The organism is Myroides guanonis, from assembly GCF_900114085.1.
GTDB classification, from domain to species: Bacteria; Bacteroidota; Bacteroidia; order Flavobacteriales; family Flavobacteriaceae; genus Flavobacterium; species Flavobacterium guanonis.
On record NZ_FORU01000009.1, the window covers coordinates 30,281 to 43,163 of the forward strand.

12 protein-coding genes are annotated in these 12,883 nt (G+C 31.7%); 4 read left to right on the top strand and 8 right to left on the bottom strand.

The window, feature by feature from the left end; genetic code table 11:
- Window positions 1–41: 41 nt before the first annotated feature.
- Window positions 42–443 (top strand): acyl-CoA thioesterase, encoded by a 402-nt coding sequence (locus BM024_RS08590; protein WP_090679292.1) that lies wholly within the window; start codon window positions 42–44, stop codon window positions 441–443.
- A gap of 61 nt (window positions 444–504) precedes the next feature.
- Window positions 505–1,194, top strand: a complete 690-nt coding sequence (locus BM024_RS08595; protein WP_090679293.1) for a hypothetical protein — start codon at window positions 505–507, stop codon at window positions 1,192–1,194.
- 23 nt (window positions 1,195–1,217) lie between these two features.
- Here BM024_RS08595 and BM024_RS08600 read toward each other — a convergent pair whose 3' ends face one another.
- Together BM024_RS08600 and ribD are read right to left on the bottom strand one after the other, a co-directional pair.
- A complete protein-coding gene (locus BM024_RS08600; protein WP_090679295.1) occupies window positions 1,218–1,841 on the bottom strand; it encodes an IMPACT family protein in 624 nt (207 codons plus the stop codon).
- Between the two features lie 8 nt (window positions 1,842–1,849).
- Window positions 1,850–2,893 carry a bifunctional diaminohydroxyphosphoribosylaminopyrimidine deaminase/5-amino-6-(5-phosphoribosylamino)uracil reductase RibD gene (gene ribD / locus BM024_RS08605; protein WP_317040020.1) on the bottom strand — a complete coding sequence of 348 codons (1,044 nt, stop codon included), beginning with the start codon at window positions 2,891–2,893 and terminating at the stop codon, window positions 1,850–1,852.
- A gap of 70 nt (window positions 2,894–2,963) precedes the next feature.
- Here ribD and prmC point away from each other — a divergent pair, with 70 nt between their 5' ends.
- Window positions 2,964–3,809: a peptide chain release factor N(5)-glutamine methyltransferase gene (gene prmC, locus BM024_RS08610; protein ID WP_090679297.1), complete on the top strand. Its 846-nt coding sequence runs from the start codon at window positions 2,964–2,966 to the stop codon at window positions 3,807–3,809.
- A 134-nt stretch (window positions 3,810–3,943) separates the two neighbouring features.
- On the top strand, window positions 3,944–4,627 hold the full coding sequence (locus BM024_RS08615) for a phosphoribosylaminoimidazolesuccinocarboxamide synthase (RefSeq protein WP_090679299.1): 684 nt from the start codon (window positions 3,944–3,946) through the stop codon (window positions 4,625–4,627).
- A gap of 67 nt (window positions 4,628–4,694) precedes the next feature.
- Here BM024_RS08615 and BM024_RS08620 read toward each other — a convergent pair whose 3' ends face one another.
- The 6 genes from BM024_RS08620 to BM024_RS08645 all read right to left on the bottom strand — a co-directional run bounded on the left by BM024_RS08620 (window position 4,695) and on the right by BM024_RS08645 (window position 12,797).
- Entirely contained in the window at window positions 4,695–6,587 is a 1,893-nt protein-coding gene (locus BM024_RS08620; protein ID WP_090679301.1) for a DUF349 domain-containing protein, read from the bottom strand.
- Window positions 6,588–6,685: 98 nt separating this feature from the next.
- On the bottom strand, window positions 6,686–7,459 hold the full coding sequence (locus BM024_RS08625) for a shikimate dehydrogenase family protein (protein ID WP_090679302.1): 774 nt from the start codon (window positions 7,457–7,459) through the stop codon (window positions 6,686–6,688).
- Window positions 7,460–7,465: 6 nt separating this feature from the next.
- Window positions 7,466–8,431 (bottom strand): DUF368 domain-containing protein, encoded by a 966-nt coding sequence (locus BM024_RS08630; RefSeq protein WP_090679304.1) that lies wholly within the window; start codon window positions 8,429–8,431, stop codon window positions 7,466–7,468.
- Between the two features lie 27 nt (window positions 8,432–8,458).
- Window positions 8,459–9,871 carry a tetratricopeptide repeat protein gene (locus BM024_RS08635; protein ID WP_090679306.1) on the bottom strand — a complete coding sequence of 471 codons (1,413 nt, stop codon included), beginning with the start codon at window positions 9,869–9,871 and terminating at the stop codon, window positions 8,459–8,461.
- Between the two features lie 63 nt (window positions 9,872–9,934).
- The gene (locus tag BM024_RS08640; protein ID WP_177190193.1) at window positions 9,935–11,128 is read right to left on the bottom strand and encodes an aspartate aminotransferase family protein; all 1,194 of its coding nucleotides are present in this window, start codon (window positions 11,126–11,128) and stop codon (window positions 9,935–9,937) included.
- A gap of 31 nt (window positions 11,129–11,159) precedes the next feature.
- A complete protein-coding gene (locus BM024_RS08645; protein WP_090679310.1) occupies window positions 11,160–12,797 on the bottom strand; it encodes an OstA-like protein in 1,638 nt (545 codons plus the stop codon).
- Window positions 12,798–12,883 lie beyond the last annotated feature (86 nt).

Genomic DNA, 12,883 nt, shown 5'->3' on the forward strand with positions numbered 1-12,883 from the left:
TACTTATAATTTTGTCTAAGAACAAATAGAATCAAATTATTATGAAAATAACGGAAATAGACATTCGAGTTCGCTACTCAGAGACAGATCAAATGGGGGTTGTTTATCATGGGAATTATGCTCAATATTTTGAGATGGGACGCGTGGAATGGCTTAGAAACCTTGGGATTTCTTATAAAAAGTTAGAGGAAGAAGGAGTTATGCTTCCAGTAGTATCATTGTCGATAGAGTATAAGAAACCTGCATTGTATGATGAGTTGCTAAAGTTGCGAACTATGTTCAGAAAATGTAGTGGTGTAAGGATAGAATTTGAGTATGAATTACTAAACGAGCAAGGTGAGTTATTAACAACTGCCACCAGTGTTTTAGTGTTTATGAATGCCAGTACAAGAAGACCTATTGGGGTTCCTGATACTGTTAAAGAAAGGCTAAAATTACTTTAAAAAAAAGTGTATTTCGATTCTTTTGTGTAAGTTTAGATATATTGATTTTTAATGTTTCTGTATGAAATTATTTAGCTGTTTTTTGTTTTTATTGACGTTTAGTTCATTTGCTCAAAGTGTGCAATTGATAGATGGTAGGGTTCGTTTTTCTGATGGTATTCAACGTAAGGTTGTGGTAGAAAACAAGGTTAGTGGTGAAGAAGTTAATGCTGATTCTACTGGTTTCTTTTCTATTAATATCTCGAAAGGTGATGTTTTATTGTTTAAAGTTGAATTTTTTCCAGATCGAAGTATTGTTATTAATGGGACTGAAGGAGATTATTTAGGTGTGGTACTTTCGGAACATGAGTTAGATGAAATTGTTATTGAAAAGAAAATGTTTGTAGATAACTATTTTGGAGAAATCGCTAAGTATACACCTGCGGAACGGAGATATAGAACTTCTAACAATATGTTTTTTGGCGACGGGATTAGTGGATTTGGTTTAGATCCAATAGTGAACTTGTTTAGTGGAAGAAGGAAGGAACAAAGGAAAGCGATTCTGTACGAAAAACAGGAGTTTGCTAAAAACAAGTTTTTAGAGATTTATACAAAAAGCATTTTGATGTCAGAGTTTGGTATTGCAGAAAATCACATTACCAGTTTTGCTTATTTTATTGTTGCACAACCTGGTTTTGATGAAATGTCAATTGACTTAAGTCCTGAATATAAACTTTATGTTGCAGAAATGTATTCTGAATTTGTTAAGTGATTGAAGATAAGAATCTTTATCTATTAGTTTTCTTCAGGTAGTAAAATTTGAATTTCGTAAAATGGCTTAAAAGCATCAAGGGCCTTTTGAAATTCACTTCTTCTTATAGATAACTCTATTTCGCACGTTAACTCCAATGTTTGACTTATTATTGAGAGTTTTTTTTCTTTGATAACACGCATAACTTTATTCATGTCTTTATATTCGAATTGAATAATGAAACTTTTGTCTATGGTTTTTTCTATAATTTTAGACTCTTCCAACGCGAGTTGTGCAGATGTTCTATATGCTGTGATAAGACCTCCAACACCTAGTTTTATACCTCCAAAATAACGAACTACTATTATGAGTATGTTAGTAACTTCAAATGATTGTATTTGGCCGTATATTGGCATTCCAGCTGTATTGGAAGGTTCACCATCATCATTGGCTCTGTAGTAGATTTTTTCGGGTTCAGTTCCCAATTGATATGCATAGCACCAATGCCTGGCATTATGGTGTTGTTTTTTTATTTCTTCGATGTGCAATTTTACCTCGTCTTCATTTTGGATTGGAAAAGCATAGGAAAAGAACTTGCTGTTCTTTTCTTTGTATAAAACTGGTTCTGATGGTATTTCGATAGTTTTGTATAAATCTAAATCTAACATGATGCTTTTTAACGGTATTTTATTGTAAGTAAATCACTATCTATTTTTTGTGAAATAACCTTACTGTATATGTTTAGTAAGGGTGATTTAATCCCTTGATTTATACTATTTTGACTTGTAAAAATCCTTGCTTCGTCCCAGTAACCTGAATCAATAAAAGATTGAAGTGTTTTTAAGCCGCCTTCTATTACTACTGATGCAATTTGCATTTCGAATAGTGTTTTACATATTTGAGGAATTATATTTTTACTGAAGTCTATTTGTATATATGTAAGATGTTTGTTATTCGTTGTATTTGGGTTTTCAGTGAAGCATAAAGTTTTAGCATCTCCGTTCTTAAGTGTATAATGTTGATCTAAACTGGCTGTCCGATCAATGAATATTCTAAGTGGATTTTTGCCAAACCAAGAACGAGTAGTTAGACTTGGGTTGTCAGATTCTACTGTTCCTTTTCCTACTAAAAAAGAAACTTCTTCACTTCGCCATTTGTGAACGAGTTGTTGTGAATAGGAATTTGATATCCAAAATATTTTATGGTTTTCACCGCTATGTGGAGCGATGAAACCATCCTGTGTTTGAGCCCATTTTAATATAATATAAGGTCTTTGCTTCTGATGTAATGTTAGAAAACGCTTGTTTGATTCCTGACATTCTTCTTCTAATATCCCAACTAAGACTTCAATTCCTGCTTGTTTTAACTTAGCTATTCCTTGGCCACAAACTTTGGAAAAGGGGTCTGTTATACCTATTACAACTTTAGGAATATTCATTTTGATTATTAAATCTGCGCAAGGAGGTGTTTTTCCAAAATGACTACAAGGTTCTAAACTGACGTAAAGAGTTGATTTTAAAAGTAAATTTTTGTTTTTTACTGAATTAATAGCATTTACTTCTGCATGAGGGCCACCATATTTTGATGTAGATCCTTCACCAATTATTAGGTTGTTGTAAACAATTACAGCTCCAACAGAAGGATTGGGTAAGGCTTCAAAAACTCCGTTTTTTGCAAGCTCCAAACAACGATATATATAGGGGTAGTGTTCTTTAAACATTGATATTTGAGTATCTTTACACAAAATTACACTTTTAATATTAGTAATAGAACTAGTAGCCATTTTTAGCATGAAAATTAGAGAGTTTAAATCAGAATTTATAAGTCGGTTAGAAAATATTTACGATAGCTCGGAAGTAGATTCTTTTTTTTCTATTTGCTTGGAGAATATTGAAGGGAAAACTAGGTTTGATTTAATGTTAGACCGAGATTTAGAAATTAAAAAATCTGAGTTATGGGAAAAAGTGATAGAGCAGTTAGTGAAAGAAAGACCAATTCAGTATATTTTTAAGCAAGCTCATTTTTATGGGCTGATTTTTAATGTTGATGAAAATGTGCTGGTTCCACGGCCTGAGACGGAAGAATTAGTAGAATGGGTTATTAATTCAGTGTCAGATAAGGGGGAGCCAATTAAAATCTTAGACATTGGAACGGGAAGTGGTTGTATTGCCATTAGTTTGGCGAGACATCTGCCTAATGCTAAAATATATGCTATGGATATTTCTGAAAAGGCATTAGAAATAGCAATGAGTAACGCTTTGTTAAATAAAGTAGATGTAACTTTTATTCATCAAGATGTCTTAGCCTTACAAAGTTTATCAGAGTCTTTTGATATTATTGTTTCTAACCCTCCTTATGTTAGGAATCTTGAGAAAGTAGAAATTCATAATAATGTTTTGAATTATGAACCTCATTTAGCACTTTTTGTAGAGGATGATAATGCTTTAGTTTTCTATGAAAAGATTGTATCATTGGCATCTTCAGAACTAAAAAAGGGAGGTATGTTATTTTTTGAGATAAACCAGTATTTAGGGGATGAGACAGTCAAATTGTTTCATTCAGATCTTTTTAAAGAAGTTGTTTTGAAAAAAGATATTATGCAAAATGATAGAATGATTAGGGCGTTTAAGAAGTGATAATCGGCAATCAGTTTGCATTATTTTTGAGAAAGTAAAATACTAGTAATTAGATTCAAAAAAATAATGACTAAAAAAAGAAAATAAAATGATTTATAGTAATTTTGAACAATAAACACAACATAATAATATATATGGAATTAATTTACAAAGGAAAGACTAAGGATGTTTACAAGTTGTCAGACAATCAAGTTTTACTAAAATTTAAAGATGATGTAACTGGTGTGAATGGAGTATTTGATCCAGGAGCAAATACAGTCGGATTAACAATTGATGGAGTAGGTAGGTCTGGTTTGAAAATGACTAGTTATTTCTTTGAGAAATTGGAAAAAACGGGAATTCCTACTCATTATATTTCTTCTGATATAGATGAAGTTTCTATGACAGTTAAGCAGGCAAAGGCTTTTGGGAAAGGGTTAGAGGTTATCTGTAGATATAGAGCTGTAGGAAGTTTTATTAGAAGATATGGGGCTTATTGTGAGGAGGGTATGCCTCTTGATAAATTTGTAGAAGTTACTATCAAGGATGATGAGAGAGGTGATCCAACTATTTCAAAAGATGCATTGGTTATGTTGCAAGTATTATCTGATGAGGATTATGAAAAAATAAAAACCCTTACTAAAGAAATCTGTGATGTTGTTAAAGCAGAGTTAGCTCAAAAAGATTTAGAACTTTATGATATTAAATTGGAGTTTGGAAAAGACAAAGAAACAGACGAAATTATTTTAATTGACGAAATTTCTGGTGGTAATATGCGTGTTTATCAAGCAGGAAATTATATTACACCAATGGAACTTGAAAAAGCTTTTTTGGGTTAATAAGATAACTATGAATAATAAAAAAAGGCAACCTTCTTTTAGGTTGCCTTTTTTTTATTTGTATGATTTAAAACTCTATGTTTTTTAGATGATCAAGTTTTGATTTCCAACTTTGTAATTCATCTTCATGTTTTTTAATGCTTTTTCTCACCTCTTTAATAAAAGGATTGTCTTCTGTTGCATTAGAGATGAATTGTATGTTGTTTTCTAGTTGTAATATATTTGAGTGTATTTCTTCAATTTTTCTTTGTAAGAATAACACCTCTTGTTGTATTTTGTATTTGTCGTTTTGTCCAACTAAATCATCTATTCTATTATTAAACCTTACAGATTCGGCTTCTCTTTTAGTTAGGCTTAGTTTTTTAAATAATACATCAAGTACTCTGTTGAATTTTGATTCAATAAAACGCTTACTAGAACTTACTTTTCCAAGAGATTTCCAATTCTGAATATGGTTTTTAATTTCATCCAAATCTGTTTTATGGTCTCCTGAAAGCATGAAACCTTTAAGAAGTTCTAAGTATTCTTTCTTTTTATTATAGGCAATGGCTTCATTCTCATCTTCTTTGTTTCTTTCTTCATGTAACCTATTGAAATAATGATTGCAAGCTTCTCTAAATTGCTTCCAAAGAGCAGCATCATGTTTTCTTGGAGTACGTCCGATTGATTTCCATTCCTCTTGAATTTCTTTCATAACAGGAGTGACTGTATTGAAATCTTCACTGTTTTTGAGCTCTTCAGCCTTTTTAATAAGATCCAACTTTTTATTTAAGTTGTCTTGTTGGTTGTGCTTGAGTGATTTGTAAAAGTTGTTTTTGTTAGTGTTGAAGTTTCTACCAGCAAGTTTAAAAAGCTTCCAAACTTCATCCGTATTTTCGGCTGGAACTTTACCAATAGTGTAAAATTGAGATTTTAGATCTTCAATTTCGACTATTTTCTTTTGCCAATCACTGTGGGATGCATAATTTTCTTTTGATATAATATCTATTTGAGAAATTAGAGAAACTTTAATACGTAAGTTGTCTAATTCTACTTGTCTAAGCTGCTCAAATACTTCTTCTTTTTTGTCATAAAGTTGACTGCTTAGGTCGCTGAATTTAGCCCATATTTCCTCTCTTATTTCTCGATCTACTGGACCTATTTCCTCTTTCCAAATTCGGTGAAGTGTTCTTAGTTCCCTATAGGCTTTGATTATGTCATCTTCATTAAGAAGTTCTTCAGCACGTGTAATAATCTTCTGTTTTTGTTCTAGATTGTATTTAAAATCAAGATCTCTTGATGCTCTATCTAGATGTAGTTGATCATAAAATCTTTCAATGTGAAAATGATAATTATTCCAAACATGGTTGTATTTATCTTTGGGAATAGGACCAGCATTTTTCCATTCTTCTCTAAGAGTTGAAATTGATTTTAACGCATCACCCATATTTTCAGAATTGTCAACCAAAGATCTAATGCTTTCGATAATTGATAATCGTTTTTCAAGGTTGTTAATTAGATTCTTTTCAAGATCTTTAAAGTGTGCACTTCTTTTGATTCTATATTCGTTAAATAAAGAGTCAAAAGTATTTTTGAGTGGAAAATGAAAGTCGAATTCATGTTCTGAAGCATCTGAATTGTCATTCAAGAATTGATCTTTTTTATCATCCATCAGTTCGTTGAACTTTTGTAAAAAAGTCTTTTTAATTTCTTCAACGTGCTCTTTGATAAGAGTAACTTTATATTTTGAAATTAACTCTTTTAATTGCTCTACAAGCAATTCTAAACTCAGATTTTCATAATCTGTTTTTGGAAGATCGCTGGTTTCCTCAATAGTATGAGATTCATTGTCAGCTGCATTGAAATCTTCAATATTTTGAAGGGCAATTTCTTTTTGAGATGAGTTATTACTAGTTGATTGCGCGCTGTTTATAGCTTCAACTGTTTGTTGCTCTTGGTGATCATTGTTTTCTTCTAACATTTTATAATGCTTATTGTGTACAAATTGATTTGGAAAGATACAATATTTTTAACAGAATGGAAAGTTTTATGAATAAAACAGATTCAGTTTTAAATTATTTAATCTCTTGATAGGTTGGGGATAAAGCTTTTCTTATTCCATATTTTCCAAGCTTTTTCGGCCTGTAATTTTAGCATTAAATACCCATTTTGTGTTTGAGCTCCTTTTAGGGCGGCTAATTTTAAAAATGTTGTTGTTTCTGGGTTGTATATTAAGTCAAAAACTATATGATTAGGTGTTAGGTAATCATATGGTATTTCAGGCTTGTTATCGATATCTGGAAACGTTCCGAGAGGAGTTGTATTTATAATGATGGAGTGTTCTGCGATAATTTCTTTTGTTATTTGTTCGTATGTATATAAACCCTCTTGCGGAGTTCTAGAAACTAGCTTAAAACCTATTCCCATTTTTCTTAAAGCAAATTCTATTGCTTTACTAGCTCCTCCTGTTCCTAATATTAGTGCTTTATCATGGTGTGGTTTTAGCATAGGTTTTAGTGCTTTGGAAAAACCATACCAATCAGTATTGTATCCTTTTAATTTGCCTTTACTGCTAATTTTTATTGTATTAACAGCTCCTATTTGAATTGCTTTTTTTGAAAGAACATCCAAGTAGGGTATGATAGCTTGCTTATAGGGGATTGTGACATTTAAACCACTAAGGTTGTCATTGTTTTCTAAAACTTTTATAAATTCGCTAATAGAGTCAATATCAAAATTAGTATATTCTGAATTTGAAATTTTCTCCTTTTTAAACTTAGTATTAAAATAGTTAGCAGAAAAAGAATAGGATATATTTTTACCTATAAGACCATATAGTTTGATTTTTGCCATAATGTTTTATGCAACTTTATATTTTGCTAACTTTTCTAACATCAAAATTAAGAAAATTCCTAAAATGCAAAGCAATCCAACCAAGACTATTTGTGGATCTCCATCAAAATGAATTGGATTTATGTTTTTTTCTACCAGTGGAACAATTTTTCCATGTGAATCCGACGTAGATTCAAGAACTTCTTTCCATGGCCATAGTTTATTCAAAGAACCGATCATAAAACCTATAAGAATAGAGAAGGTTAAGTTTTTATGATTTGTAAACATCCAATTTAAAACTTTAGAGAATATTTTTATACCAAGAAGTGCTCCTATAGCAAACGTCATGATTTTTAGAAGAATAGGGTAGAGTAACTCCCAATTCCAATTAAATGTATTTTCTCGTAGGCTGTTTAATAGACCTATAACAGTTTTGTAAGAACCCATTAAAAGTAAAATAAAAGCACCAGATATACCTGGTAATATCATAGCAATGATTGCTATAAAACCAGAGATGAAAAGATAGAAATAAGAATCCATAGCTGTCGAGGGTTTCATTATGGTGATAAGGTAGGCTACTATTGCGCCAATCACCAATCCTATTCCATTTTTGAGAGTCCAATTACTAACTTCCTTCCACATTATAACAATACTGGCAATTACTAATCCAAAAAAGAACGCCCAGACTAATACCGGTTTTTCTTGTAATAAATGAGTAATAAGTTTTGCAAAGCTGAGAATACTTATAAAAACACCTATTAATAAAGAAACTAAAAAACTTCCGTTTAATTGTCTCCACGTAGCCTTTATACCTTCATTTTTAAAGGTTGTGATTAAACTAAAATTAACTCCGTTTATTGATTTTATTAATTCTTCATAGATTCCTGAAATAAAAGCTATTGTTCCCCCTGAAACACCAGGGACTACATCAGCAGCTCCAATTGCCATTCCTTTTAATGTTATTATAAGGTAGTCAGGAAATATTTTTCTCATATAATTTTCTTTATAGGTGAGACTAGTTTAATCTAAAGATTTACTGTCTTTATTGTATTTGGCAATTATGTTTTGAATTATTGGATTTTCCCAAACAAGAGGGAAGTTGTTTTGTAGGATTTCTACACTTTTATAATCTTTATTTAAAGCTATAGTAAGGTGATAAGTTCCTTTTGAATATTCATTCAAAATAAAATATACTGCTGCTAATCTACATTCTACAGAAGCATGGTCATTGTGGAATTCAGAGATTTGAAGTAATTTTTCAATTGCACCGTCATAATCACCTAAAATGCACAATAAGTCTGCCCAATCTAACCAGTGTTCTAGAGAGAACTCTCCACATTCGGCGGCGTTTTTATAACCTATTTCAGCATCTTTAAATTGAAGTAACGTTTTGTTGAACAAAGCGTATCTTACCCAATATTTTTCATTTTGGTCGTCAATTTGAATTGCTTTTTTCAAATAGAATAATGCTTTTTTGAATCTTTCAAGCGTAACATATAAGTCGGCAATTGCAATCCATGCTTTATCTAGTGATGGGTCTTCATGTATAGCATCTTTGTAATATTTCTTTGCTAAAACATATTCTTCCAATTTTTCATAACAGTTCCCAATTCGCAATAAGGCGTATGAAGTAGGAGCATCTAATTCAATAGTCATTAAGTAACTTTCGATTGCTTCCTTATATTTTTTTTGTTTCTCTTGAGCTTTTCCTTTTTCCATATAAGCACCTATAAAATGCTCGTCAATGAGTGTAGCATAATCGAAAGCCCATACTGCTTTATCAAAATCTTTTAAAGTGAAAAATTGACGTCCTAATTGATGCCAAGCTATTTCACTATATGGATTGCTATTTATAAATTCTTCTAGGAAAGTTATTGCTTCTTTATTCTCGTCTAAAAAATCAAAACAATATACAATGTTGTATAAGGCGGATTGGTCTTCAATATCATATTTTAGACACAGAATAAAGCTTTCCTTGGCTTTTTGAATTTCATCAACAAAAAGATACTCCATTCCTAATAAAGAATAAACGTCAGGAAAGTCTTCTGTATATTTAAGAGCGGTTTGAAGAGATTTAATCGCTTCATGATGCAATCCTTTTTTTGAATAAATATTAGCTCTTTGGATATAAATTTCTTCGTTGTTAGATTCGATTTCCTCTAATTCATTTAGGAGTCTATCAGCTAGTTCTAATTTATCTTGGAAAATAAAAAGTTCCACCTGCACCAATTTTAATCCTGTTGAATGAGGATGCTGGTCGAGACCTAGATTAAGAGCTTTTTTAGCTAAATTCAATTTGCCAGAATCTAAATAGTGTAGTATTATGTTTTCAAACTCTTCTGAATCAAAGAATAAGACCTTGTTGGTTTTTAGCATTGATTCAAAACGGGAAAGCGATAAATTGTACTCTTCTTCTTCGTTATCTAAATACATAGTAAAATTATAGAGTTTGCATAAAGTTACTTCAAATTCCAATAATTTGAAAGTAAAATAATGTTATAGTGAGAGTTCTTTTTGAACCTCGTCAAGTGCTTCTAAGATAAGATTACACCCTTCATTGATTTCATCTTCCGAAATTGTTAGAGGTGGAGTAATACGTATAGCTTTTCCTTCAAAAAGAAGCCAGAATAATATCACACCTTTTTCCTGACATTTGACAATTACTCGATTGGTTATATCTGCACTTAATGTCATTGGTGCTAGCATTAGACCTTTTCCTCGAATGTCTGTTATTAAGGGATGAACTAGACGCTTTCTAAATATTTTTTCCTTCTCTAAAGCTAATGGCATTAAATCTGTTTCAACTAATTCTTGTAATGTTGCTAAGCAAGCAGCAGCGATTACGGGATGTCCCCCAAAAGTTGTGATATGTCCAAACTTTGGATTGTCGAATAATAAATCCATGTGTTTTTCATTAGCAGTAAACGCACCTACAGGCATTCCTCCTCCCATACCTTTACCCATGACTATTACATCTGGAATTGCATTGTAGTTTTCGAATCCAAACAAAGTACCCGTTCGTCCAAAACCTGGTTGAATTTCATCTAAAATCATTAAAGCTCCAACCTCGTCACAACGTTTTCTAACTTTTGTTAAGAAGCCATTTTCCGGTTGTAAAAAACCAGCACCTCCTTGAATCGTTTCCAATATAACGCAAGCAGTTTTATTTGTGATCTTTTTTAAATCTTCCTCACAGTTGAAGTTTATAAAATCTACATCAGGTAATAATGGTCTAAATGCACGTTTACGTTCTTCAAACCCCATAACACTCATGGATCCCATAGTATTGCCGTGATATGCATTAAAACATGAAATTAACTGACTGCGACCAGTTACACGTTTTGCGAGTTTCAAAGCCCCTTCTGTCGCTTCAGTACCAGAATTGACTAAATAAGTTTTATTAAGGCTAGGAGGTAAGTGCTCAGCTAATAATTTACAAAATGCAACTGCGGGGTCTTGTATATATTCTCCATATACCATTACGTGTGCATATTTATCTAATTGGTCTTTAATAGCATTGGTAACTCTTGGGTGTTGATGACCTAGAGTACATGCTGAAACACCAGCTACGAAATCTAAATGCTTCTGATTATTGGTGTCATATATATAGCTTCCTTTAGCATGAGAGACTTTCATTCCTATAGGATTAGGGGAAGTTTGTGCTTGATATTTTAAAAAATCTTCTTTCAACATTATGTTTTAAGTTTCTTTTATTGTCTAACTATTGCTTGTTAGTGGGTTGTTTTTCTTTATTGACTTCCAGAGTTTCGCCAAGTACCTCCATTGGTTCTTCAGCTTCTTGTCTTTGGATAACACTATTCTCAATGGCTTTACTTTCCAACTCTAATTCAGATTCTGGAAAAATAGCATCTAATGTTAGAATACGTTCATCACCTCTCCATTGAAAGTCTTTTAGTTTCTGCGCATTTTCTGGAAGCTCATCTTTTGGATAAATTTCGCTTTTAGGAGCAACCATTAAGGTTGCTGTTTCAATCTTGTTGTTATCTAATTCAACGTGAATTTGACTGCATATTCCTTTATTGATACCTATAAACTCATCATTATCATTATACATGAAGTAAATGATCTCAGCGTTTTTTATCAAATCTAGTTCGTAGAGTTTGTTTTCTTTAAACTTACCGTACATATTAGCACCCTTAACTTGATTAAAACCAGTTCCTAAAGAATCTTTTTGAATCATAAAGGCATTATTCAGAACTTTTAATGAGTCGAGTTGTTCTGAGATTGGATTGTTTAATAGGTGGATGACCTCTCCTGTAAGTTGGCTTTCTCCATTCCATAAAACAGGACGGCCTATCATTTGAGTAAGACCAATATTTTGATTCCAATGAATAGAGTCGCTTTTACCGCTCATGTCTGTTTTAAATATGCGGGCATCATTAAATGCTCTAATAACCCGTTGATCTGTTTTTCCGGTCACAAGTATTCTTTTAGCGTGAAGATAGACAGAGTCTTTTTCTTCAGTTAAAGCACTTATCAAAGCTTTCTTTGTGACAAACATGGAATCTCTTTCTCTATACATTTCTGCATAGTGACCCTTTATGATAGTCTTGTTTATGGTATCTGTTATTCTTACATGATTTGTAGCAGAGGAGAAATCTCTGTTTTTGTCATAATAAATAGAATCTCCTTCAATCTTTCTATCGTCATAAATAATATGAGAGTTTTTAATTAGTTTTCCTATATCATTTTTTACATCATAGAATCCATTCTCTGTGTAGATATAATTATCCTCATTCGTAATTGTAGAAGGTCCAAAGACATAAGAATGCTGAGGAACTTCATAAAAATCGAGGTGATTGGATTTTACTATAGTACCTTGATCGGTGGTAATTGTTACGGAATTGAAGAATTGAAATTTCTTCTCGGTTAAGAAATATTTACCTGCCTTACTAGTTAAGGTGTTTCCCTTGTTTATAATAGTAGCAAATGAATCATAATGAACTAGATTTTGACCTCTGTCAAAGTGTAAAGTGTCTGTTTCTAGTGTTGAATCTGGGGAACGCAATAACACATCACCAGTTGCATATGCAAATCCGTTGATGCCATTGTATTCAGCGTATTTACTATTCATATGAATAGTATCTCCTTGATTCATAACAACATCACCAAATAGTTTGATATAGTTTTCTTTTTCGAAGAAATAAGCTTTGTTACATTGTATTAATACACCATCATGTTCCGCAGAAATATTACCACTAAGCATAACTGCGTCTGGTATAATAGCTTCGTTAATTTCACTAAAATCGGAGTGATGGATTATAATTTTTTTTGAGTCCTGAGCGGATACAGTATTTGATAAAAAAAATAGTATAAAAAATAGGAAATAGGTCTTCAAGTCACTAAAATTTCTTCAAATGTAATTAAAAAATTGCTACTAAATTTTTATTAAGAGTATATTATATAATAAAAAAGCATCTCATT

Excerpts from the sequence above, each read along its gene's own strand:
- BM024_RS08590 (WP_090679292.1), top strand. The coding sequence starts at position 42 with ATGAAAATAACGGAAATAGACATTCGAGTTCGCTACTCAGAGACAGAT.
- BM024_RS08595 (WP_090679293.1), top strand. The coding sequence starts at position 505 with ATGAAATTATTTAGCTGTTTTTTGTTTTTATTGACGTTTAGTTCATTT.
- BM024_RS08600 (WP_090679295.1), bottom strand. The coding sequence starts at position 1,841 with ATGTTAGATTTAGATTTATACAAAACTATCGAAATACCATCAGAACCA.
- ribD (WP_317040020.1), bottom strand. The coding sequence starts at position 2,893 with ATGTTTAAAGAACACTACCCCTATATATATCGTTGTTTGGAGCTTGCA.
- prmC (WP_090679297.1), top strand. The coding sequence starts at position 2,964 with ATGAAAATTAGAGAGTTTAAATCAGAATTTATAAGTCGGTTAGAAAAT.
- BM024_RS08615 (WP_090679299.1), top strand. The coding sequence starts at position 3,944 with ATGGAATTAATTTACAAAGGAAAGACTAAGGATGTTTACAAGTTGTCA.
- BM024_RS08620 (WP_090679301.1), bottom strand. The coding sequence starts at position 6,587 with ATGTTAGAAGAAAACAATGATCACCAAGAGCAACAAACAGTTGAAGCT.
- BM024_RS08625 (WP_090679302.1), bottom strand. The coding sequence starts at position 7,459 with ATGGCAAAAATCAAACTATATGGTCTTATAGGTAAAAATATATCCTAT.
- BM024_RS08630 (WP_090679304.1), bottom strand. The coding sequence starts at position 8,431 with ATGAGAAAAATATTTCCTGACTACCTTATAATAACATTAAAAGGAATG.
- BM024_RS08635 (WP_090679306.1), bottom strand. The coding sequence starts at position 9,871 with ATGTATTTAGATAACGAAGAAGAAGAGTACAATTTATCGCTTTCCCGT.